General features: G+C 59.7%; 18 protein-coding genes. 8 read left to right on the plus strand and 10 right to left on the minus strand.

The annotated features are described in order from the left end of the window. Window positions 1–30 precede the first annotated feature (30 nt). From DET50_RS16120 to DET50_RS16130, 3 genes are read right to left on the minus strand one after another with little or no spacing between them, the layout of a single operon-like run. Window positions 31–696, minus strand: coding sequence for an HAD family hydrolase (locus tag DET50_RS16120; protein ID WP_258546151.1), 666 nt, complete (start codon window positions 694–696; stop codon window positions 31–33). After that, window positions 686–1,402, minus strand: a complete 717-nt coding sequence (ubiG, locus tag DET50_RS16125; protein ID WP_113863772.1) for a bifunctional 2-polyprenyl-6-hydroxyphenol methylase/3-demethylubiquinol 3-O-methyltransferase UbiG — start codon at window positions 1,400–1,402, stop codon at window positions 686–688. Before ubiG ends, DET50_RS16120 begins: the two co-directional genes overlap by 11 nt. 33 nt (window positions 1,403–1,435) lie before the next feature. Next, complete coding sequence (locus DET50_RS16130) at window positions 1,436–2,779, minus strand: TRZ/ATZ family hydrolase (protein WP_113863773.1); 1,344 nt, start codon at window positions 2,777–2,779, stop codon at window positions 1,436–1,438. Window positions 2,780–2,992: 213 nt separating this feature from the next. On the opposite strand from DET50_RS16130, the gene mtnA reads away from it, so the two are divergent. Further along, window positions 2,993–4,054 carry an S-methyl-5-thioribose-1-phosphate isomerase gene (mtnA, locus tag DET50_RS16135; protein WP_113863774.1) on the plus strand — a complete coding sequence of 354 codons (1,062 nt, stop codon included), beginning with the start codon at window positions 2,993–2,995 and terminating at the stop codon, window positions 4,052–4,054. Here the strand turns inward: mtnA and DET50_RS16140 are convergent. The 5 genes from DET50_RS16140 to DET50_RS16160 all read right to left on the minus strand — a co-directional run bounded on the left by DET50_RS16140 (window position 4,043) and on the right by DET50_RS16160 (window position 13,195). Beyond that, the gene (locus DET50_RS16140) at window positions 4,043–4,783 is read right to left on the minus strand and encodes a helix-turn-helix domain-containing protein (protein WP_113863775.1); all 741 of its coding nucleotides are present in this window, start codon (window positions 4,781–4,783) and stop codon (window positions 4,043–4,045) included. The two genes, mtnA and DET50_RS16140, sit on opposite strands and share 12 nt — an antisense overlap. 15 nt (window positions 4,784–4,798) lie before the next feature. After that, window positions 4,799–6,970 carry a carboxy terminal-processing peptidase gene (locus tag DET50_RS16145; RefSeq protein WP_113863776.1) on the minus strand — a complete coding sequence of 724 codons (2,172 nt, stop codon included), beginning with the start codon at window positions 6,968–6,970 and terminating at the stop codon, window positions 4,799–4,801. Between the two features lie 219 nt (window positions 6,971–7,189). Further along, window positions 7,190–9,340, minus strand: coding sequence for a 3-hydroxyacyl-CoA dehydrogenase NAD-binding domain-containing protein (locus DET50_RS16150; RefSeq protein WP_113863777.1), 2,151 nt, complete (start codon window positions 9,338–9,340; stop codon window positions 7,190–7,192). Window positions 9,341–9,369: 29 nt separating this feature from the next. Beyond that, window positions 9,370–10,578: an acetyl-CoA C-acetyltransferase gene (locus DET50_RS16155; RefSeq protein ID WP_113863778.1), complete on the minus strand. Its 1,209-nt coding sequence runs from the start codon at window positions 10,576–10,578 to the stop codon at window positions 9,370–9,372. A 148-nt stretch (window positions 10,579–10,726) separates the two neighbouring features. Then, complete coding sequence (locus DET50_RS16160) at window positions 10,727–13,195, minus strand: DUF349 domain-containing protein (RefSeq protein ID WP_113863779.1); 2,469 nt, start codon at window positions 13,193–13,195, stop codon at window positions 10,727–10,729. A gap of 188 nt (window positions 13,196–13,383) precedes the next feature. Between DET50_RS16160 and DET50_RS16165 the strand changes: the two genes are divergently transcribed. Beyond that, a complete protein-coding gene (locus tag DET50_RS16165; protein ID WP_113863780.1) occupies window positions 13,384–13,863 on the plus strand; it encodes a regulatory protein RecX in 480 nt (159 codons plus the stop codon). A 12-nt stretch (window positions 13,864–13,875) separates the two neighbouring features. Here DET50_RS16165 and mltF read toward each other — a convergent pair whose 3' ends face one another. Continuing rightward, entirely contained in the window at window positions 13,876–15,345 is a 1,470-nt protein-coding gene (mltF, locus tag DET50_RS16170) for a membrane-bound lytic murein transglycosylase MltF (RefSeq protein ID WP_113863790.1), read from the minus strand. 324 nt (window positions 15,346–15,669) lie between these two features. Between mltF and purL the strand changes: the two genes are divergently transcribed. Both purL and DET50_RS16180 read left to right on the plus strand, forming a co-directional pair. After that, on the plus strand, window positions 15,670–19,575 hold the full coding sequence (gene purL / locus DET50_RS16175) for a phosphoribosylformylglycinamidine synthase (protein WP_113863781.1): 3,906 nt from the start codon (window positions 15,670–15,672) through the stop codon (window positions 19,573–19,575). A 415-nt stretch (window positions 19,576–19,990) separates the two neighbouring features. Continuing rightward, window positions 19,991–20,302 (plus strand): YqfO family protein, encoded by a 312-nt coding sequence (locus DET50_RS16180; RefSeq protein ID WP_113863782.1) that lies wholly within the window; start codon window positions 19,991–19,993, stop codon window positions 20,300–20,302. Here the strand turns inward: DET50_RS16180 and DET50_RS16185 are convergent, their stop codons facing one another. Continuing rightward, complete coding sequence (locus DET50_RS16185) at window positions 20,303–20,857, minus strand: NUDIX hydrolase (protein WP_113863783.1); 555 nt, start codon at window positions 20,855–20,857, stop codon at window positions 20,303–20,305. A 97-nt stretch (window positions 20,858–20,954) separates the two neighbouring features. On the opposite strand from DET50_RS16185, the gene DET50_RS16190 reads away from it, so the two are divergent. From DET50_RS16190 to purT, 4 genes are read left to right on the plus strand one after another with little or no spacing between them, the layout of a single operon-like run. Then, on the plus strand, window positions 20,955–21,542 hold the full coding sequence (locus tag DET50_RS16190) for an NUDIX hydrolase (protein WP_113863784.1): 588 nt from the start codon (window positions 20,955–20,957) through the stop codon (window positions 21,540–21,542). Between the two features lies 1 nt (window position 21,543). Further along, window positions 21,544–22,077, plus strand: a complete 534-nt coding sequence (locus tag DET50_RS16195) for a gamma carbonic anhydrase family protein (RefSeq protein WP_092003999.1) — start codon at window positions 21,544–21,546, stop codon at window positions 22,075–22,077. Continuing rightward, window positions 22,074–22,256 (plus strand): DUF1289 domain-containing protein, encoded by a 183-nt coding sequence (locus DET50_RS16200; protein WP_092003996.1) that lies wholly within the window; start codon window positions 22,074–22,076, stop codon window positions 22,254–22,256. The genes DET50_RS16195 and DET50_RS16200 overlap by 4 nt, the downstream gene beginning before the upstream one ends. A 1-nt stretch (window position 22,257) precedes the next feature. After that, window positions 22,258–23,454 carry a formate-dependent phosphoribosylglycinamide formyltransferase gene (gene purT, locus DET50_RS16205; RefSeq protein ID WP_113863785.1) on the plus strand — a complete coding sequence of 399 codons (1,197 nt, stop codon included), beginning with the start codon at window positions 22,258–22,260 and terminating at the stop codon, window positions 23,452–23,454. The last annotated feature ends 357 nt before the right edge of the window (window positions 23,455–23,811 follow it).

Raw genomic sequence — 23,811 nt, forward strand, 5'->3', positions numbered from 1 at the left:
TGGATGCCGGATACGGATTCATTTGAGGCGCTATTGTAACAGCTTTACCAGATCGCTGACGGTATCGGCTATGAGGTCGGCTTGCCATAAATCAACCGTCTCCGGCTCCTCGATGTAACCATAGCGTACCGCAATGGTCCGCATACCGGCGTTACGACCTGCCTCGATATCCCGCTCATGGTCGCCCACGTAAATAGCGGTCTCCGGCTGTGCCCCGATTTGAGTGCAGGCCAGGAACAGGGCTTCCGGATGGGGTTTGCGCTGGGCGACATGGTCCGGGCACACCACCGCGGCACAGCGCTGGGCCAGACCAAGGGCCTCCACCAGGGGAGCGGCAAAGCGTACCGGCTTGTTGGTGACAATGCCCCAGGGAATGTCCCGCTCTTCGAGGCCCCGCAGGAGTTCATCCATCCCCTCGAACAGGGCGGTCTCGACGGCGACGCCGGCCTTATAGAGGTCGAGGAAGGCGGTGTGCTTTTCCGTGTAATCCGGGTGTTCCGGTTCCAGGCCGAATCCCACCCGGATCATGGCCCGGGCGCCATTGGAAACGGAGCGCCGGATCTGTTCCGGTGGCAGCGGCGCCAGGCCATGCTGTTCCCGCAACTGGTTCAGGCAACGGATGAAATCCGGCGCGGTATCGATCAGGGTGCCGTCCAGATCGAACAGCACCACGGAAGGTTTCGGATCAGTCGTCACGGGCATCCCTGGCATGCATGAGGTAATTCACGTCCACGTCCCGGCCAAGTTTGTAGGCCTTGGTGATCGGGTTGTAGGTCATGCCGGTCAGTTCCTGCACTTCCAGGCCGGCGTGGCGCAGGTGATCGGACATTTCCGACGGGCGTATGAATTTCTTCCACTCGTGGGTGCCCTTGGGCAGCATGTTCAGCACATACTCGGCACCGACGATGGCGAACAGGAAAGACTTAGGGTTCCGGTTGATGGTGGATACGAACAGATGCCCGCCGGGTTTGAGCATGGCAGCGCAGGCCCGTATCACCGAGGCCGGGTCGGGCACGTGTTCGAGCATCTCCAGGCAGGTGACCACGTCGTACTGGCCGGCCTGGTCCGCGTCACGTGCCAGGTCTTCGACCGTGGTCTGCCGGTAGTCCACCTTGATGCCGCTTTCCAGGCCGTGGAGCTTCGCCACGGACAGGGGCGCTTCGCCCATGTCGATCCCGGTCACGTGGGCCCCTCGCTGGGCCATGCCTTCGGATAGCAGGCCGCCGCCGCAACCCACGTCGAGCACCTTCTTGCCGGCCAGGGAGACCCGCTCGTCGATGTAGTTCAGCCGCAGCGGGTTGATGTCGTGCAGCGGCTTGAACTCGCTGGAGGGATCCCACCAGCGACTGGCCAGTGCCTCGAATTTGGCAATTTCATTCCGGTCTACGTTCTGATTGGTCATGTTGGTCTCTGCCTGGAAAACGTCTGAATTCGGTTATTGGGCCTGATATTGCCGGATACAGTCACGCCAGTCATTGACCCTTAGCATGAGGTCGGCCACATCGATCCGGGTCAGCTTGCCTTCCTGTAACTGAGGTACGCCGTGAATCCAGCTATGGCTTACTGCCCGGGCGTGGTTGCTGTACACCAGATGGGACGCCGGATCGTAGACCGGCTGCAGGAACGGGTCACTCAGATCGATGGCAATGATGTCCGCCAGTTTGCCGGGCACCAGGGATCCCAGGTCGTGTTCGCGGCCCAGGGCCCGGGCGCCATTGATGGTGGCCATGGCCAGCGCCTGGTGCGCGGACAGGGCTGCGGCATCGCCGGCGACCGCCTTGGCGACCATGGCGGCGCTGCGGAGTTCGCCGAACAGATCCAGGTCGTTGTTGCTGGCCGCGCCGTCGGTGCCGATGGCGACATTGATGCCGTGGTCCATGAGTTTCTGCACCGGGCAGAAACCGCTGGCGAGCTTCAGATTGGATTCGGGGCAGTGAATCACATGGGCGCCGCTGGTGGTCAGCCGTTCGATGTCGGAATCATCAATCTGGGTCATGTGCACGCACTGGGTGCGGGGGCCCAGCAGGCCTTTCTCTTCGATACGCGCTGCTGGTCGCTGGCCGAACTTTTCGACAGCATCTGTTACTTCGAACGCGGTCTCGTGCAGGTGAATCTGAATCCTTGCACCGGTTGCTTCCGAGAGGGCGAGGGCATCGTCCAGCGGCCCATCGGAAACAGTGTAGGGCGCATGGGGGCCGATGGCGGGGGTAATGTATTCGTCATCCTTCCAAACCTCGATCAGGTCGGCCCCTTTTCTCAGATATTCCTCCGGTCCTGAACCCCAGGCCGTGGGAAAGTCGATCAGGGGAAAGCACACCTGAGCCCGCATGCCGACATCGTGAGCAGCCTGGGCGACCAGCTCCGGAAAGAAGTACATATCCGAGAAGGTGGTGGTGCCGGTGCGCAGCATCTCGGCCATAGCCAGCTGGGTGCCGTCGGCAATGAACTGTTCGCCGATAAACTGGTGCTCCGCCGGCCAGATATGGTCGTTCAGCCAGGTCATCAGGGGCAGGTCGTCGGCCATCCCCCGGAACAGGGACATGGCGGCGTGGCCGTGCATGTTAATCAGGCCGGGCATGACCACGTGATCGGGCAGGTCGATGGTTTCCCTGGCCCGGTAGTCCCGGTCCGCCTCGCCCTGTGGAAGCAGGGCAAGGATCCGCGAGCCCTGGAGGATGATGGCGTGATTCTCCAGGATGACGCCGGCGGGTTCGATGGGGATCACCCATCTGGCATTGATTCGGATATCGGCCGCGGTGGTGATGGTTTCTGCTGTCATTGACCTGCCTTACAGCGTTGGGCGCAGCCAGTGCGCTCCGGAATGAAATGTAGCCCGAAAGTATAACCAGTGGCTGCGGCAAGGACTACCCGGGGGCTTGTTTAATGCGCGGGTTGGCACCAACTCTGAACACAGAGGCGAATTTTTCGGGGTGCTTCCCCGGCTATCGCCGCTATACTGCGGGCTTTTGAAGGACTGACACGGAGCACATTTATGGCGAATGAATCCCGTCCGGATGAGCGCAACATCGGGACCGTGGCCATGCGCTGGCACGGGCACTCCCTGGAGTTACTGGATCAGCGGCTGCTGCCTACCGAGGAGCATTGGATTACTTCGGAAGGCGCTTCCGGCGTTGCCCAGTGTATCCGGGATATGGTGGTCCGGGGTGCGCCGGCAATCGGTATCAGTGCTGCCTACGGCGTTGCCCTGGCGGCCCGTCACGCCGGTGGCGGAGACTGGAAGGCAGAGATCCTGCAGGCCATCCGCGAGCTGGCGGAATCCCGGCCGACGGCCGTGAACCTGTTCTGGGCGTTACAGCGGATGGAGAGGGTGTTCCACAAGTGCCATTCCCTGGATGAGGCGGTAAAACGCCTGGCCGCAGAGGCCCAAAGCATCCACGAGGAAGACCTGGAAGCCAATTTCGCCATGGCTGATCATGCCCTGAGATTTATGAACCCGGAAAAGCCGATATCGGTGTTGACCCATTGCAATACCGGGGCCCTGGCCACCGGAGGCTATGGCACTGCTCTGGGCGTCATCCGACGGCTACACGAGGAAAAGCTGCTGAGGCGCGTTTACGCCGATGAAACCCGGCCCTGGCTTCAGGGCAGCCGGCTGACTGCCTGGGAATTGTCCCGGGACGGCATTCCGGTGACTCTCAATGCCGACGGTGCAGCCGCTGCCATCCTGGCCAGCGGCAAGGTTCAATGGATCGTGGTAGGTGCAGACCGCATTACCGCCAACGGTGACGTCGCCAACAAGATCGGTACCTACAGCCTCGCGGTACTGGCCCGCCACCACAAGGTGGGATTCATGGTGGTGGCGCCCTCCAGCACCGTGGATATGTCCCTGGCCTCCGGCCGCGACATTCCTATCGAGGAGCGGGACGGAACCGAAGTACGAGAGATCCGGGGCATTCCGCTTGCGCCGCCGGGCGTGCAGGTCTTCAATCCGGTGTTTGATGTGACGCCGGCTGGCCTGATCGATGCCATCGTCACCGAGAAAGGTATCGTCCACAATCCCAATATCACCGGGATGCGGGCCTTATTTGGTTGAGGTGTCGTCTTTGCCCTCGTAGTGGGCTTTCAGTCTACGGACTTCCAGTTCCTGTTCCTCCACGAAGTGCAGTGACATCTCGAAGCTCTGGCGGGTGAATTCCAGGACCCGCCGGAACCCTTCATCGGACAGGTTCCGGGCGTCATCGTGGCGGCGGAAGATGTTGATGAATTCCCGCTCCCGTTCAAACTGCAGCGGCAGCCTGCCCACACCCCAATCGTTCAGCACCTTCCATACTTCCGGGTTGTAGTTCCGGGTGGTGCGCATGATGAAGGGAATAGGGTCGTTGCGGGCGATCAGCGCCGCCAGCCTGAGGATCAGTTCGAAGGAGAGGCTGGCGGTGCCATTCTCGATAGCCTCGAGTACCGATTTGTCCCTGAGGTTGAGCGCTTCGCTCATCTCCGTCAGCGTAAGCCCTGCGACTTCCCGGATATCTTTCAGGGACTGGCCCGCCAGCAGCATGGCCCGTAGTTGTTCCTGGGAGTTGATCAGGGCCCGGCCCAACCGGAGTGAGGTGTCGGTGGCCCGCGCGCCAAAGCGAAGGGCGGACCCGGTGAGCTGGTAGATGCGGTCCACCAGGCCCTCCGGAGCTTTTTCCGGTGCTCCGGAGGTCTCGATGGCCTCCACTTTCTCCATTGATTTCATGGCGTGGAGTGCGTCCAGCAGCATGTCGCGGATTTCCCTCGCATTCTGCTGGCTGAATTTCGACTCGTCCTTCCTGGAGGTCATAAAAGGGGCCGCTGGTTACTGGGCTGGTGCCTGGACCGCAAAGTGCTGGCGCTGCAGGATGGAGGCCATCTGCTGATCCAGTTCAAGCATATCCGCCATGATGTGGCCGCCTTCACGGATCACGAAGTCCAGTTCCTCATCGGTGGTGTCCAGATCGGCCGCCTGGGCGTCCTGCCAGTCATCCAGGGCTTCCAGGGAGTCGAAAGGCTCTTCACCGCGCAGCTCCCGGCGCGCATTGGCAATGGTCAGGCGAGTGCGCTCGATCTGCTCATACTGGGCCTTGCGCTCCTCATAGTTCAGGCTGACGGTCTCAAGCTGCCTTTGTTTTTCGAGGAATTCGATTTCTCTCTGAAGCAGTTTGAATTCCGGACTGGTTTCAAACCGGGTCTCGTGGCGCTCGCGCAGCACACCGATGATCCCGCTGAAATCGAAGTAACGGGTGTGGGGTACCGCCTCGATCTGATCCCAAGGCAGGGCATGATCGAGGGCGTCCTCACCGATCCGGGTCTTGTCGATCCGGGAGGGGATCTCGATGTCCGGAATCACGCCCTTGTGCTGTGTGGAGCCGCCGGACACCCGGTAAAACTTGGACTGGGTGATTTTCAGCTGACCGTGGTTCAGCGGGCGAACGGCCTGCACGGTGCCTTTGCCGAAGGTCTGGGAACCCACGACCAGTCCGCGGCCATAATCCTGGATGGCACCGGCGAAAATTTCGGATGCCGAGGCGCTCATGCGGTTGACCAGTACAACCAGGGGACCGTCATAGGCAACCGAGGGATCCTCGTCGTTGAGAACCTGAACATCGTTGTTGGCATTGCGGATCTGCACCGTGGGGCCCTTGTCGATAAACAGGCCCACCAGGTCGTTCGCTTCGTGCAGGGCGCCGCCGCCGTTGTTTCGCAGGTCCACCACGAGGCCGTCGACGCCTTCTTTCTGCAGCTCCCCGATCAGCTTGCGCACATCCCGGGTAGTGCTCTTGTAGTTCGGATCACCCGCCTGCATGGCCTGGAAATCGGCGTAGAAGGTGGGGATGGTGATCACTCCCACCTTGTAGTCCTGGCCGCCACGCTCAAGCTCGATCACGTCCTTGCTGGCGCTTTGCTCCTCGAGTTTCACTTCGTCGCGCTTGATGGCAATGGTCTTGGTGACAGTTTCATCCGATGCATTGGCGGGAATCACCTCGAGGGTCACCACGGAATCACGGGGCCCGCGAATCAGGTCCACCACCTCATCCAGGCGCCAGCCAATCACGTTAACGGTTTTCTCGCCCTCCTGGCCAACGCCGACAATGCGGTCGGCCGGCTGCAGCTGGCCCTGCTTGGAGGCAGGCCCGCCGGGCACCAGGCGAACCACCTTGGTGAACTCGTTATCCGATTGCAGCACCGCGCCGATACCTTCGAGGGAGAGACTCATGTTGATGTTGAAGTTCTCGGAGGTACGGGGAGAGAAATAAGAAGTGTGCGGGTCCCACATGCCGGTAAAGGCATTCATGTAGGCCTGGAAGGCATCCTCGCTGCGGGCCTGGTAGGCACGCTTGAGTTGGCCCTCATAGCGCTGGCGCAGGTTTTCCTCGATCTTGTCATCCTCGGTGCCGTTCAGCCGCTGGGCCAGCACCGCGTTCTTGATGCGCCTGATCCAGAGATCGTCCAGAGCTGCCTGGTCGGGTTCCCAGTCCGCCTCGGAACGATCCAGCAGGATGGTTTCATTGGCGGAAAAATCCAGGTTTTCCAGCCCCTGATCGAGCGTTTTCAGGGCGAACTGTAGGCGCTCGATAATGCGTTGCTGGACGAGGTTGTAGATATCGAAGCCCGGCTGCAGCTGTCCGGTTTTCAGGGCGGAGCCCAGCTGCGATTTCACCCGGTCAAACCGCTTGATGTCCTGCTGGGTCAGGTAGATCTTCTGCCCATCGAGGTATTCCAGGTAAGAGGTGAAAATGTCCCCGGACAGCTCGTCACTGATGCCCAGGTCGCGGAAGTGGGTGAACTGCAGCTGGCGGGCGATCAGAATGTTGGCCCGGGCCTGTTCGATGGTCGGAGCAACCGGCTCGTAGACCTTTTTCTCGTCCAGCTTTGCCTGGGTCCCAAGCGGAGCCGAGACCAGCAGGGCCACGGCGAGGGCACGGCAGAAGCCTTTTCCTCGGCCGGTGAGCGGATGGCGACGGGACAACATGGTTTCCGCGATGGTCATAAATCCTTACCTGATGGTGCTGGGTAATCGATAGCCACATTCCGGCGATATCGAACCCGTGAGCGATAAATTTATTGTAGGCAAGCGCTACCCCCGTTGCCATAGGCAGGCAGTATCGGTTCGTGACAATCTGTCCATGAAATGGTCAGGTTGGTAACGGGAGAGACAAAGAGACAGATAAGGTGGCCGACGGACAAAATGCCCGCCGGCCGGGCGGGATCAGGCGAACTCTGTGTTTGTCTCGGCCTTCTCCAGGAGCATGCGCGGAGGCGCAAAACGCTCGCCGAATTGAGATTCCAGCTCTTTGGCACGTTCGGTGAAAGCGCGCACGCCGTACTGGTTGATGAACTGGATGGCGCCGCCGGTCCAGGGAGCATAGCCGATACCGAAGATGCTGCCGATATTGGCATCCTCCACGGTTCTGAGCACACCTTCTTCCAGGCAGCGGACCGTCTCGATGGCCTGGATGAACAGGATTCGGTCCTTCAGGTCCTGAAGTGAGGTGGCGCGGGCCTTGTCCAGGTCCACGAACAGGTTCTCCAGTTCCGGCCAGAGGTACTTCTTGCCCTTGTCCGGATACTCATAGAAGCCGGCGCCGGCCGCCTTACCCTTGCGGCCATGCTCGTTGACCATCGCATCGATGATCGCCTCCGCGGGATGGGCGTTCCAGGTGCCGCCGGTAGCTTCAGTGTCCTTTCTGCTCTGGTCCCGGATGTGCTGCATGAGGGTCATGCTGACTTCGTCGGAAATTGCCAGCGGACCCACCGGCATGCCTGCGAGCACCCCCGCGTTTTCAATGCTGGAGGGATGGATACCCTCGCCGAGCATGGCAATGCCTTCGTTGACGAAGGTGCCGAAGACCCGGGAGGTGAAGAAGCCGCGGCTGTCGTTCACCACGATCGGGATCTTGCCGATCTGCTGGACGTAATCGAAGGCCCGGGCCAGGGTGTCATCGGAGGTTTTTTCACCCACGATGATCTCCACCAACTGCATCTTGTCCACCGGGGAGAAGAAATGCAGGCCGATGAAGTTATCGGGCTTGCCGGACGCTTCGGCCAGCTGGGTGATGGGAATGGTGGAGGTGTTGGAGGCGAAGATCCCGTTGGCTACCATTTTCGGCTCCGATTCCCGGGTTACCTTGCCTTTCAGGTCGCTGTCTTCGAACACCGCCTCGATAATCAGGTCGCAACCCTCGAGATCATCGGCGGAAGCCGTCGGCTTGATCCGGTCCAGGATGGCGGTTTTCTGCTCATCGGTCATGCGGCCACGGCTCACTTTCTTGTCCAGCAGCTGCTCTGAATAGCGTTTGCCTTTCTCCGCGTTTTCCACGGACACATCCCTGAGCACAACGTCGACGCCACGAACGGCGGTGGCATAGGCAATGCCTGCCCCCATCATGCCCGCGCCCAGCACGCCCACCTTGCTGAAGGTGGCACGGTCAACGCCGTCCGGCCGGCTGCCGCCCGCCTTGATGGCGTTGAGCTGGAACCAGAAGGTGCCGGTCATGTTCTTGGCGACCTGGCCCACCACCAGCTCGGTGAAGTACCGGGTCTCGATCAGGCTGCCGTTGTCGAAATCCACCTGCGCGCCTTCCACGGCGGCCGACAGGATGCGTTCAGGCGCCGGGTAACAGCCCCTGGTTTTCTGCTTGAGCATTGCCGGGGCAATGGCCAGCTTCTGGGCCATGGCCGGGTGGTGCGGTGCACCGCCGGGAAACTTGAAGCCTTTCTGGTCCCAGGGCTGCTGTTTTTCTGGATGTGCCTCGATGAAGGCCCGGGCAGTGCTCAGCAATTCCTCCGGGGCGCTGACCAGTTCATCCACGATGCCGGCGTTGAGGGCGGCTTTCGGGTTCACCTTCTTGCCTTCCATGAGGAAGGGGAAAGCAGCTTCCAGGCCGATCATCCGGGGCAGTCGCTGGGTGCCGCCACCACCGGGCAACAGGCCAAGGGTGACTTCCGGCAGGCCGAGCTGGATGCTGTCGTCATCCAGGGCAATGCGGTGATGACAGGCCAGAGCGATTTCCAGACCGCCGCCGAGAGCCGTACCGTTGATCGCCGCCACTACGGGTTTGCCGGTGGTTTCCAGGAAGCGCAGGTCGGCCTTCAGACCATTGACCATGTCTTCGAATTCCTGGGCCTGGTCCCGGGTGACGCTGTGCAGTTCCTTGAGATCGCCGCCGGCGAAGAAGGTTTTCTTGGCCGAGGTGATGATGATGCCGCGGATATTCTCAAGGTCGTCCTTTATCCGGCTGACGGTTTCGGACAGGCCGGCGCGGAAGTCGGCATTCATGGTGTTGGCGGACTGGTTTGGCATGTCGATGGTGAGGGTCAGAATCTGGTCTGAACCCAGGTCGTACTTGATGGCACTCATGTTCGGTTCTCCTGTAATGGAACGTGGGTTCAAACGCGCTCGATGATGGTGGCAATGCCCATGCCGCCACCGACACAGAGGGTGGCGAGGCCATAGCGCAGTTCGCGGCGTTCCAGCTCATCCAGCAGGGTGCCGAGGATGATGGCGCCGGTTGCACCCAGCGGGTGGCCCATGGCGATGGCGCCCCCGTTCACGTTCACTTTCTCGTCCGGAACCGAGAGTTCTCTCTGGAAGCGCATCACCACGGAGGCGAAGGCTTCGTTCACTTCAAACAAGTCAATCTGGTCTGCGGTCATGCCGGCTTTTTCCAGCGCCTTGCGGGCCGCCGGGGCAGGGCCGGTCAGCATGATGGTCGGGTCGGTACTGGTGACCGCGGTGGCGACGATGCGGGCCCGTGGCGTCAGATCCAGGGCCTTGCCCTTGGCTTCGCTGCCGATGAGCATGGCGGTTGCGCCGTCCACGATGCCGGAGGAGTTTCCGGCGTGGTGGACGTGGTTGATCTTCTCCACGTAGTGGTATTTTTCACGGGCAACGCCGTCAAAGCCCATTTCGCCCATCATCTGGAAGGAAGGCTTGAGCCCGGCCAGGGATTCGAGGCTGGTGTTGCCACGCACATGCTCATCCCGGTCCAGGATGACCACGCCGTTCTGGTCGGTGACGGGAATGATCGATTTACTGAAATAGCCCTTTTCCCAGGCGTTGGCCGCTTTCTGCTGGGACCGGACAGCAAATCCGTCCACATCTTCCCGGCTGAAGCCTTCAATGGTGGCGATCAGGTCGGCCCCGATGCCCTGGGGCATGAAGCCGGTATGCAGGTTGGTTTCCGGGTCAGAGGCCCAGGCACCCCCGTCGGAACCCATGGGCACGCGGGACATGGCTTCCACACCGCCGGCGACCACGAGGTCCTCCCAGCCGGAGCGGACTTTCATGGCAGCCAGGTTTACGGCTTCAAGGCCCGAGGCACAGAAACGGTTGAGGGTAACGCCTGCTACTTTTTCGTCCCAGTCCGCCGCGAGAGCGGCGGTCTTGGCGATGTCGGCGCCCTGGTCGCCGACTGCAGTGACGCAACCCATGACAATGTCATCCACCTGGGTGGTGTCGAGGCTGTTGCGCTCCTGCAGGGACCGGAGCATTGAGGTCAGCAGGGTGATGGGTTTGACGCTGTGCAGCGAACCGTCTTTCTTGCCGCGGCCCCGGGGGGTGCGGACTGCGTCAAAGATATACGCCTCGGTGGTCATTACCTTTCCTCTGATGGTTTTGTCGGATTATCGTTATCAATCGACTAACCATAGCCCCTGCAGGGCAGGGTGGGTAATGACGCGGGCTGCCAATCCCATTGGCGAAATTGCTCAGCACATCCTGGGTCAGCAGCGCCGCGGGGTTCGTTTATTGGTCGGAAACACCGGAAAGGGCATTGTTCAGCCGTTCCGAGAGAGCGGTCTCCGGGGTTTCGTCAGGCGGTTGCAGACACCATTGGGCAACCAGCTTCTCCAGCTCCGAGAGGCGGTCACCGGCTTGCTCGGTGTTGCCCATGCCCTCTGACAGGCGCTGGACCTGGATTTCCATCCGGCGTTGTTGGTCTTCGGCCGGGGACTCCGCACCTGCCAGTATTTCGGCACGAATCACCAGTTCCCGGTCTGACAGCCCGCTCTGGTTTGATGCCAACGTTTGCCAATGATCAGGAAGATCGGACGGGGCCACACCCCCGTTGCCACGGGCGCTGACCAGCTTCTGCCACTGGTTGACCTTTTGCTGCAGAAGCCTGTTGTCCAGGGCCTGCTGGAACTGACCTCTGATTGCCTGGACCCGGTCCTTCATGTCCTGGGTGAGGGCGTTGCCCCTAACCTCCCGAAGCTTGGTCAGCGCATCCCGAAGGGCCTCGGCGGAACTCTCCGGGGTGACGCCGGCCAGCTGCGTGAGAAGCTCGGTGGCTTCCCGGTCGGCGGTTTCGGTGGCCTGCTGGCGGGCATCGCGCTGGGCGTCCCGACGGGCAAAGATCTGGTCACAGGCTTTGCGGAAGGCTTGCCAGAGTTTGCGGTCCTCGCGGTGGCGGGTGATGCCGATGGCTTTCCATTCGGACTGCAGCGCTTTGGCCTCGTTCATCGCCTCCTGCAGCGGTTCATGCTCTATCAGCGCCTCGGCTCTTTCAACGATAGTCTGTTTCAGGCCTTCATTCTTCCGGCGCTCCTCGTCGAGCGGTGATTCCAGACGCTTCAGCAGATCATCGAACCGTTTCTGCACCGGGCGGTTGTCACGAAACTCCACCGGCCAGGCGGCTTTCCACTCCTGACGGGCGGTCTGGTGAATCCGCTCGGCACCTTTCCAATCGATCGTGGTCCAGTCGGCGTTCTCGAGAAAGGTTTCCAGCTCGGCACAAATGGCCTGGCGTTTCTCCAGGTTGGCCTGCTTGAGCCCCGACTTCGCCTCGAAATAGGCTTTGCAGGGTTCGAAGGCGCGATCGGAGGCACTCTTGAATCGGGTCCAGAGGGCCCGGTCGGAGGAGCCGCCCAGTTTACGCCATTCGCTCTGCAGCTCCTTGATGCGTTCGGCTTTCGCCTCCGGCTCCATGGGCTGCTCGGCGAGGTACTCCATCTGCTCGCACAGGGCTATCTGCTTGGGCTCGGTGGCAAAACCCTGCCAGTCGCTGAGTTCCCGGAACTGGCCGGTGAGCAACTGCATCCTGGCCTGGAGTGGCTTGGCATAACGCCGGTCCAGGTCCCGGAACTGATTCTGTGCGGTCTTGAGGAGTTGCTTGGATTCCCTGAACTGCTTGGCCTCCAGAGCGGACTCCAGCTTGTCCAGGGTGATTTTCAGGTTATCGACACGAGCCTTCTGGTCGCCCTGTTCCTCTTTCTGGGCAGGTTTTTCCGTACGCCTGCCGGCCACTTTGCGCACTGGTTCAAGCAGCGCCGGTTTCGGAAACCCCTCGGGCCAGTCGATCTCGCGGATAAGGGTCTTGGCCTGATCCTGCTGTTCAGGGGTTATGGTCTCACCGGAGTCCAGGGCGGCCGTGAGTTCGCTGATGCGTTCACGCTCCTGGGTCATCCTGCGCAGGGCTGACAGGTAGTTTCTGAGGGCCAGCATGGCTGACTCGTAGGTTTTTTGTTCCTGCCGGGACACCTCGGTATCCCGGGTGGCTTCGAGCCAGCGGTTTTCCTGGGTTTTCTGGAGCGCGTCCAGGGAAGACAGTGAGGGCAGGGAATCACTGGCCTGGGATTTGAGGTCTTCCAGGGTGTTTGTGAGCAGTTCCAGGGTGTCTTCGCGCTGCCGGAACTGGTTCGCATGGCGTTGCTCTTCCTCGCGGGCGGCCTCCATTTCCTGCAGGCGCTCGCGGCAACGATGGGTGGCTTCCAGGAATTGCTGCACCTGCTCCGCGGTCGCCTGGCTTTCCAGTTCCTTCCACTGATTGGTCAGCGCCTCCAGTCGTGCCTGGAAAAGCTTGGTATCCTCGCTGCGGGCCTGCTCCTGCGCATTACTGATCAGTGAGGTAATGGTGCGGGCAACGTTTTCCCGGCGCTCGATGTCCTGACGATGGGCCTGCAGCGCCTGCTTGACGGTCTGATAGACACCCTTGTCCCGTCCCTTGGCCTGCTTCTGGACTTTTTGCAGTTGATCCGGGTCGGTCAGGCCCTTGGCGGCGGACAGGCGAATGTCCGCGGTCACACCCTCCAGGGCGAGTTTTCCCAGTTGCTCCTGTGAGGGAGAACCCTTAAGCAATCCGAGCTGGCTTTCCCGCTGGTCGGCGCGCGAATCTTCCGGGGGTACCTGGGACTGTTCGGGCACTTCCTTGCGGGTTTTTCCGGTCGTCTCTGGTGACTTGCGGGATCTGAACAGTTTCTGGATGAATGCGGCCATGAAGGTGTCCTTTGGGATTGAAACCAGTCCTCGGTGTCCGGCAAAGTGTGCCGTCACCGGCCATCGGCCCTTTCGGGCCGGGTACACGCATAGCGCAGGGACCGTTCGGGTTTTGAAGGACTTAGCGCTATGCTTTGGAAATCGGGGGCTAGTCTAGCGTTTTGGATGCATGCGCGGAAAGGGTCTGAATGGCAAAACAGGAAAATCAGGACGATCAGGAATACAAAGCACGGGCGGCGGCACTTCGATTGCTGGCCCGCCGTGAACACAGCCGCCTGGAATTGGCCCTGAAGCTCAGGCAACGCCGCTTCGGGAATGGCCTGATCGAGGAGGTACTGGACGAATACGAGGAACAGGGCTGGCTTGATGACCACCGGTTTGCCGATGTCTACGCCCGACAGAGAATGGATCTCGGCTACGGCCCGCTCAGAATCCTCGGCGAACTGCAGCAACGCGGCGTTCACCATACGCCGGAATGCCTCGATGCCATGACCGACGACGACTGGTGTGCAATTGCCATCAGGCTGCGGGAGCGGCGGTTCGGCCTGTCAGACCTGGAGGACGACTGGGATACCAAGGTGAGACAGGCCAGATTCCTGAATCGCCGCGGGTTCTCGGCTTCCCAGGTTGAACGGGCCCTGGAGGCCAGGGAACTCCCGGAGGGCTGACTCCCGCAAGTCTCAGAGAGTCGGTGGAATCAGACCCAGATCTTTGGGCAGGCTGGCCCTGAGCGTGGAAGTTGCCGGTTTTTTCGCGTTGTTGCCGGACTTGGAGCCTGCTTGAGGCTCGATGCCGACAATCTGTGGTTGCTCCGGTTTCGCCGGCGCTGCAGGCTCCAGTACCCTGGCCAGTACGTCGTAATAGCGACGGATATTCTGCACGTAAATCACAGGTTCCTGGCCACGGGCGAAACCGTACCGCGTCTTGGTGTAATACTCTTTCTGGGCGAGTAGCGGCAGGAATTCCTTCACGTCCATCCAGCGGTCGGGATCCTTGCCGGCGCTCTCGGTCAGTCGTCTGGCGTCTTCCAGGTGCCCGAAGCCGACATTGTACGAGGCCAGGGCAAACCAGGTCCGGTCCGGCTCGGGGATTCGTTCCGGAATCTTGTCGTGCACCATCTGGAAGTATTTGGCCCCGCCCTGGATGCTCTCTTCAGCGTCCAGGCGGTTGTTGATACCGACATAGTTCGCCGTATTACGGGTCAGCATCATCAGGCCGCGGACACCAGTGGGCGAGACCGCATTCGGCCGCCAGTGAGATTCCTGGTAACCGATGGCCGCGAGCAGTCGCCAATCCATATTGAAGTCCCGGGCATAGTCGCGGAACAGCTTCTCGTATTTCGGAAGGCGGTTTTCCAGGTGGTACATGAAGGTCCGGGCGCCGACATAGTTCAACCTGTCCAGGTGCCCGTAAAACCGCTCGGATAATTGTGCCAGTACACCGTCGTTCTTCAGGCGCTGGAAGAATTGACCGGCGGCCTGGGCCAGCGTGCCATCCTGTTCTTTCGGAAACAGCCAGACCAGCTCCCTGGGTTTTCCGAGGCCGAAGGCTTCCTTCACATTCGGGTAGAAAACCTGGTTAAGCTCGAGCTCGTTGGAAGACACCACGGCATAGGGGAATTCACCACTCTCAACCCTTGCCAGGACCCCGGAAGCGTCGAGTCCCGGGTGAACCTTCCAAGAAATTCCTGCCTCGGACGCAGCCGAGTCCAGAAGGTGCTCGTGATCGCTGTCGGCAACCAGGTGGAGGGTCTGTCCGGCCAGCGATTCCAGGGACTCGGGGTGTTCCAGGTCCCGGTTATAAACCACGACGGATTGGGCCTGGATTCCGGTGGGGATGGACCGGTACCTGTTTTTGAGGTCTGGCTGCAGCGCCACACCTGCCATGCCGATGTGGGCGTAGTTGCGTTCCAATACCGAAAGGATTTCCGTGTTGTCGTCTGCGATGCGCACCTGGAGCTGGACGCCGAGCTCGTCCGCGAACCGTTTCGCAAGCTCGTAGTCATAACCGGTTGCCCCTTCGCGGCCCTCGAAGTACATGGAGGGCGCTACCCGGGTGATGACGTGGAGAACCCCTTCGTTCTGGATTTCCTGGACGGTACTTGGGCGCGAGCAACCCGTCAGAGCCAGAGCGGCTCCTAACAGAAACACAAAATGCGCCGGGACGGCGCCGAGGTGATTGAAAAATCTGGACAAATCCCTAGTCTCCGTTGCAGCTGTATCAGCCAGATACGCTCATAAAACCCGAGCGTATTCCTTTGTCATGCTGTGCGTAGCGTCCGTTGCCACGCTAACTATGATCCCCGCCTCACCACGGATGGTCAATAAAATTGCTCAATTAATGTGCAAAATAATGTCAATTTTACAGTCCGGAATAACCGCAGCGGCGCTGTAACCTCGATGCGCTTTCAAGTATCATTGCGGCCTTTCAAATAGCACCGGACTTCCTCTTTTCGCGCGATACAGGTTGATATCATGCTTGAACTTCGCGGCGCACCCGCGCTTTCGCCTTTCCGCTCCCGCAAACTGCATTCCCGAATTCAGGAGATTGTTCCTGAAGTCAAACATGTCTATGCAGAGTTCATGCACTTTGTGGACCTGGAGTTTGACCTCTCCGACTCCGAGCAGGCCATCCTCGACCGCCTTCTGGTCTACGGCCCCAGCGTTCCGGTAGAGGAGCCGGATGGTGTTCTGTTCCTGGTGGTACCGAGACCCGGCACCCTGTCTCCCTGGTCGAGCAAGGCGACCGACATCGCCCGCAACTGCGGACTGCGGCAGATTCATCGTATCGAACGGGGCGTCGCCTATTACATCCGGGCTACGAAGAAACTTGGCCTCGATCAGCGTGAAAAGATCGCAGCGTTGCTGCATGACCGGATGACCCAGAAGGTTTTCCACGAGATGGGCGGTGCCGAACTGCTGTTCAGCCACGACGAGCCCCGTACCCTGGGCCGGGTACCGGTGCTGGCGGGTGGCCGTGATGCTCTGGTGAAAGCCAACCGTGATCTGGGCCTGGCGCTGGCGGACGACGAGATCGATTACCTGGTGAAATCCTTTACCGATCTCCAGCGTGATCCGACCGACGTCGAACTGATGATGTTCGCCCAGGCGAACTCCGAGCATTGCCGCCACAAGATCTTCAATGCGTCCTGGGATATCGACGGCGAAGGTCAGGAAAAGTCGCTGTTTGCGATGATCCGGAATACCTATGAGATGAACAGTGAGGGCGTTCTGTCTGCCTACAAGGACAACGCCTCCGTCATCCGTGGCAGCCGTGGTGGCCGTTTCTTCCCGGACCCCGAGACCGGTGTTTACGGTTACAACGAAGAAGACATTCACATCCTGATGAAGGTGGAGACCCACAACCACCCGACGGCGATCGCGCCGGCGGCGGGTTCTGCCACCGGTTCCGGTGGCGAGATCCGGGATGAAGGCGCCACCGGCCGTGGCTCCAAGCCGAAGGCGGGTCTGACCGGGTTCACCGTGTCCAACCTGAACCTGCCCGGCGATGCCCAGCCGTGGGAAATCGGCTACGGCAAGCCGGACCGGATCGCTTCTGCGCTGGATATCATGATCGAGGGTCCGATCGGCGGTGCTTCGTTCAACAACGAATTCGGCCGTCCGAACCTGGCGGGCTACTTCCGTACCTTCGAAGAGAAGGTGCCGGGCCCGGCTGGCGAGGAAGTGCGCGGCTACCACAAGCCGATCATGATCGCTGGCGGCCTCGGCAACATTCGCGAGCAGCATGTGGAGAAGGGCAATATTCCGGTTGGCGCCAAGCTGATCGTGCTCGGTGGCCCGTCAATGCTGATCGGTCTGGGCGGTGGTGCTGCCTCTTCCATGGATTCGGGCTCCAGTAACGAGAACCTGGATTTTGCCTCGGTACAGCGGGATAACCCGGAAATGGAGCGTCGCTGCCAGGAAGTGATTGATCGCTGCTGGCAGATGGGTGACAAAAACCCGATCTGCTTCATCCACGACGTCGGCGCCGGCGGGCTTTCCAATGCCATGCCTGAGTTGGTCAAGGACGGTGGCCGCGGCGGCAAATTCGAGCTCCGTGACATCCCTAGTGATGAGCCGGGCATGTCGCCGCTGGAAATCTGGTGCAACGAGTCCCAGGAACGTTACGTGATGGCGGTTGCGCCGGAAAACCTGGATCTATTCGATGCCCTGTGCCGGCGCGAACGTTGCCCTTACGCCGTTATTGGCGAGGCCACCGAAGAGCATCACCTTGAGCTTGGCGACTCGTATTTCGACGACAAGCCGGTGGACCTGCCGATGGAAGTCCTGTTCGGCAAGCCACCCCGTATGCACCGGAGCGTCAGCCGTTCGTCGTTCACCAAGCCGATTTTTGATTCCACCAAGATCGATGTGAACGATGCGATCCGCCGGGTACTGCGGTTGCCGTCTGTGGGCTCAAAGAGCTTCCTGATCACCATCGGTGACCGGACCATTACCGGTCTGGTGGCCCGCGACCAGATGGTCGGTCCCTGGCAGGTGCCGGTGAGCGACGTGGCAGTCACTGCGAGCTCCTTCGATGTGCGCACCGGTGAAGCTATGGCTATGGGCGAGCGCACTCCGGTTGCGGTCATCGATGCGCCGGCATCCGGCCGTATGGCGGTGGGCGAGGTGATTACCAACCTGGCCGCGGCGCCGATTGCCAACCTGTCCGATATTCGCCTGTCCGCGAACTGGATGGCCGCAGCCGGTCACCCGGGTGAGGACGAAAACCTGTATGAAACCGTACGTGCGGTGGGCATGGAATTGTGCCCGGCGCTGGGTATCACCATCCCGGTTGGCAAGGACTCCATGTCCATGAAGACCACTTGGGAAGAGGAGAGCGGTGAGCAGAAGAGTGTGACCGCGCCCCTTTCCCTGATCATCAGTGGTTTCGCACCGGTGACCGATGTTGCCCGGACCCTGACGCCGGAACTGGCCACCGATGCCGGTGAAACCGACCTGATCCTTGTGGATCTTGCCGCTGGCCAGAACCGTCTTGGCGGCTCCGCCCTGGCACAGGTCTATCGCCATGTGGGTGCGGTGGCACCGGATCTGGATGACCCGGAAGACATCAAGGCGTTCTTCGCAGTCATTCAGGGCCTGAACTCGGATGGCAAGCTGCTCGCCTACCACGACCGCTCTGATGGCGGCCTGTTCGTCACCCTGGCGGAAATGTGTTTTGCCGGTCGTACCGGTGTGGATATCAAGCTCGATGGCCTGGCTGAGGATGCCTCCCAGTTCGCCCGTGAACTGTTCAACGAGGAACTCGGGGCGGTCATCCAGGTTCGCCGCGAGGACACCGGGTTTGTACTCCAGCAGTTCTCCGGTGCCGGCCTGGGCGATCACACCAGTGTGATCGGTACCCTGAACGAGGACGACCGCCTGCGCCTGAGCTTTGAGGGCGAGAAGGTGGTGGACGAACCTCGCACTGAACTTCAGCGTCTGTGGGCGGAGACCAGCTACCGGATCCAGTCCCTCAGGGATAACGCCGACTGTGCCCGGGAAGAGTTCGATAACCTGCTGGATGCAGAAGACCCAGGTCTGCACGTTGACCTGAACTTTGACATCAACGAAGACGTTGCTGCGCCTTACATCAACACCGGTGCCCGCCCGAAAGTGGCGGTCATGCGTGAGCAGGGCGTGAACGGCCAGGTGGAGATGGCGGCGGCATTCGACCGCGCCGGTTTCGAGGCGGTTGATGTGCACATGAGTGACCTGCTGGCCGGGCGTGTGACGCTGGACGGTTTCAACAGCCTGGTAGCCTGCGGTGGCTTCTCCTACGGCGATGTTCTGGGAGCCGGCGAAGGCTGGGCAAAGTCCATCCTGTTCAGCGATCGGGTTCGGGATCAGTTCGCCCACTTCTTCAACCGTCAGGATACGCTCGCGCTGGGCGTCTGTAACGGCTGTCAGATGCTGTCCAATCTCCACGAGCTGATTCCGGGCAGTGAGGGTTGGCCGCGCTTTGTGCGTAACCAGTCCGAACAGTTCGAGGCCCGGCTGGTGATGGTGGAGGTTGCCTCCTCGCCGTCGGCGTTCCTCGACGGTATGGCCGGTTCCCGGATGCCCATCGCGGTCGCCCATGGCGAAGGCCGGGTCGAATTTGCCTCCGGTACGTCTGCCGGGGCGTTGTCCGAGAACGAGCTGGTGGCCCTGCGGTATGTCGATAACCGGGGCCAGTTAACCACCCGTTACCCGTATAACCCGAACGGCTCCGAGGAAGGTATCACGGGTGTTACCACCCGGGATGGGCGGGTTACCATCATGATGCCGCACCCGGAGCGGGTGTTCCGTGCCGTTCAGCATTCCTGGCGTCCGGAGGGCTGGCAAGAAGATGGCCCCTGGCTGCGGATGTTCCGTAATGCGAGGCGCTGGTTCGGTTAAGCGATACTGAACCGGAAGCCGGTGTCGGAGATGCTCCCAGGGAGTACTTTCCGGCACCGGCTTTTTTGTTTTGGCCTATGCTCTTTTTCAGGGTGGTTTTCAAGGAAAAAATCTCCCGGATTTTGCAAAAATCCCCTTGACTCAATAATTTTATGCACACTCTCAAGGCTTCGTTGTGTGATCTGTGCACAAAACCCGGGAAATTGGTTCAATAATTGGCCGGATATTATAAACTCTTGAAATATAAAGGGTTTCTCAGTTGGGCCATTTTGTCGCCAATTTGAGTGGAGTCCAGTAATCATGGGGGTTCGGGGCATGTTCCCAAAAACTTTCCCCAGAGTTATCCACAGAATCTGTGGGTAAGTTTCTAAGCTATTAATCTGTACAAAAAATATCCGATCTCGCAGGAGGTTTCATGTACAAGATGTGTTATTTCGTTCCGGAATCTCACCTTGAACAAACCAAGCAGGCATTGTTCGCTGCCGGGGCAGGAAGAATCGGCGATTATGACAGTTGTGCCTGGCAGTGTAAGGGTCAGGGTCAGTTCCGTCCGCTGGAAGGCAGTGACCCCTATCTTGGGTCGCAGGGCGAAGTGGAGCTAGTGGATGAGTTCAAAGTGGAACTGGTTTGTGAAGACAGTCTGATCCATGACGCTCTAAAAGCGCTTAAGCAGGCCCATCCCTATGAGGAGCCTGCCTATGAGATCTTCCGGATCGAGGATTTCTGATCAGGCCTTGCCTCTGGCCGACATGGGGCGCCGGATGTCCTTGAGGTGCACCTGGTAGTTTTCAGTCTTCATGTCTTCGAGAAACAGCTCGAGGGTCTTGCGGACAGTCGGAAACGAGATTTCATCCCAGGGGATGTCCTCTACCGCAAACAGCCTGGACTCCAGAGATTCCTCCCCGGCGCCAAACCGGCCTTCGATAAGGGTGGCCCGGTAAAACATGTGCACCTGGTTGATGTGTGGCACATCAATGATTGAGAACAGGCCATGGATATCCACTTCGGCCAGTGCCTCTTCACGGGTTTCCCGGGCTGCGGCCTCAATGGTGGTTTCGGCGTTTTCCATGAACCCGGCTGGAAGGGTCCAATAGCCGTATCTGGGTTCGATGGCGCGTTTACACAGCAGAATTTTGCCTTCCCATACTGGAACGGTGCCGGCGATAATTCGCGGGTTCTGGTAATGTATGGTCTCGCAGCTGACACAGACATAGCGGTGCCGGTTATCGCCTTCGGGGATGCGTTGTTCCACCGGATGGCCGCATGTGCTGCAGTACTTCATGACTTTCCCCGTATAATGAATTGGTTTTGGTAGTCAGTTTAACGATACCGACTGCTGCTGTCTCACCTAACAGAAAGAAGTTCCCGGGAGACCAGATTTGCGAGATTTTCTCACCGAGCGACTGGCTGGTTATGCTCCACAGCAGCTCGCCCTTGATTATCCCGAAGCCGGGATCCTTGTGCCGGTTACCGACGATCCCCGCAATCCGGAAATGGTATTTACGCTCCGTTCCTCCAATCTGAGCACCCATCGGGGGCAGGTGGCCTATCCGGGTGGCAAGCGGGATCCCGGAGATCCTTCACTTGCGGCGACCGCGCTGCGGGAAACCCACGAGGAGATAGGCCTGCCGCCGGACCAGGTGGAGGTTATCGCCCCGCTGAGCCAGGTCATGTCCCGCTACGGAATCCTGGTGACTCCCTACGTTGGAGTGGTGCCCGCTGATCACTCTCTCGAACCCAACCCGGCGGAAATAGAATGTGTATTCCGGGTTCCCCTGTCGTTTTTCCTGGAAGACCGCCGGGAACGCACCGATGCCCTGAGTTTTCTCAACAATACTTTCTATGTTCCCTGCTATCGCTGGGAGCGTTTCCAGATTTGGGGGCTTTCCGCGGTGGTTCTGGTTGACTTCCTGAACGCGGTGTACGATGCCCGGATTGATTTGCTGGAACCCCCTAAAGGAGGCTGACATGTTTTACGAGCTTGGCGATCGCAGGCCAAAGCTGGAAGGCGATAACCAGTTTGTTGCCCACAATGCCACCGTGATTGGCAACGTGAAGCTGATGGAAAAAAGCAGTGTCTGGTACAACGTGGTTATCCGCGGTGACAACGAACTGATCACCATTGGGCCGGAAACCAATGTTCAGGATGGCTCTGTACTTCATACCGACCCCGGGATCCCCCTGACTCTTGGGCGGGGAGTGACGGTTGGCCACAAGGTCATGCTTCACGGATGTGAGATCGGCGACTATTCTCTGATCGGAATCAACGCGGTTGTGTTGAATGGCGCAAAAATCGGCAAGCACTGCCTGATCGGTGCCAATACCCTGATTCCGGAGGGTATGGAGATTCCGGACGGCTCCATGGTGGTCGGCTCTCCCGGCAAGATCAAACGTGAGCTGAACGACAACCAGAAGAAAATGCTGGAGATGAGCGCTGCCCATTATGTCGAGAATGGTGCCCGCTACATTCAACAACTGACAGCCTGCGACCCCGATAAATGAATGTATCCGATAAAGTCCGCTCACCCTGTGTGAGCGTGTGCGCCCTGGACGAGAACGATGTCTGTATCGGATGTCATCGTACCGGAGACGAAATCCTGCGCTGGACCCAGATGAGTAATGACGAACGAAGGGAAGTCCTGCGCGAGGTGGCAAAGAGAGAACAAAAGGTGGCCCTCTGACATGACAGATAACAACACCGTACGTATCGGTACTCCTTTAAAGAGCAATGCCTTCAAGGTGTTGTTCTGCGGTTCCGGTGAACTTGGCAAGGAAGTGGTCATCGAATTGCAGCGCTACGGCGTGGAAGTGATTGCGGTTGATCGATACGCCAACGCGCCGGCAATGCAGGTTGCCCATCGCTCCCATGTGATCGATATGCTCGATGCGGCAGCGTTGCGTTCGGTAATCGAGCAGGAGAAGCCGAACCTGATTGTTCCTGAAATCGAGGCAATCGCCACCCCGGAGCTGGTGAAGCTCGAGGAAGAAGGGTACCGGGTTATCCCGACAGCGCGGGCGGTTAACCTGACCATGAACCGGGAAGGGATTCGTCGGCTGGCCGCGGAAGAACTTGGTCTGCCCACATCTCCCTACCGCTTTGCCGGCAATAAAGAAGAGTACCTGGCGGCTGTAGCGGAAGTTGGACTGCCCCTGGTGGTCAAGCCGGTGATGAGCTCCTCCGGTAAAGGGCAGAGCACGGTCAAGACCGAAAGTGATATCGAGGCTGCCTGGGAGTACGCACAGAGCGGGGGCCGTGCCGGTAAGGGGCGGGTCATCGTTGAGGGCTTTGTGGACTTTGACTATGAAATCACCCTGTTGACCGTGCGACATCGCGATGGAGTCTCCTTCTGCGAGCCGATTGGTCATCGCCAGGAGGACGGGGACTACCGGGAGTCCTGGCAGCCCCAGCCGATGTCGGCGAGGGCGCTGGAACGATCCCGTGAGATTGCCTCTGCCGTGGTTGAAGACCTGGGCGGTTACGGCATCTATGGCGTTGAGCTGTTTGTTAAGGGAGACGAAGTCTGGTTTTCCGAAGTGTCCCCGCGCCCCCATGATACCGGGCTGGTAACATTGGTCTCCCAGGATCTTTCCGAGTTCGCGCTTCACGCCAGAGCGATTCTTGGTCTGCCGATTCCGGCGATCCGTCAGAATGGCCCGAGCGCGTCGGCGGTCATTCTCCCGGAAGGTGATTCCGGGGAGGTGGCATATTCTGATCTGCAGTCTGCTTTGACTGAGCCGGATACCCAGTTGCGCCTGTTCGGTAAGCCCGAGCTTAAAGGAAGGCGTCGGATGGGGGTGGCATTGGCCCGGGGAGAGTTTATAGAAGAGGCGAGGGCGAAAGCTCGTAATGCTGCCGCTGCTGTAAAGGTAGATATCTGATTTTCTACCCGGGTGAGTCGTGAGCTTCCGGGTATTGGCAGTGTGGTGCGTATTCAGTATAGTTTTTGAACGAACTGATCGGCATTTGACCGGTCGAATAGGTGGAAACCGAAGTCCGGGAAAATAAACCGAAATTGGTCGTTGACAGTTTTCCTGAGGGCTGTAGAATGCGCACCACTTCTGAGGGACAAGCCACTGAGACAGGGGTGGCCCAAGGGAGTAACTGCTTGAAAGCTTTGAAGAAAATGGTTTTCAGATTTCCTCAGAAAGCGGTTGACAAGGTGGCGGTTCAGTGTAGAATGCGCGCCTCGTTTGAAGCAGTAAGCCGGACGGTTTTTAGCGGGTTTGAGAGATTTG

This window comes from Marinobacter pelagius (assembly GCF_003315345.1).
In the GTDB taxonomy this organism is placed as follows: domain Bacteria; phylum Pseudomonadota; class Gammaproteobacteria; order Pseudomonadales; family Oleiphilaceae; genus Marinobacter; species Marinobacter pelagius_A.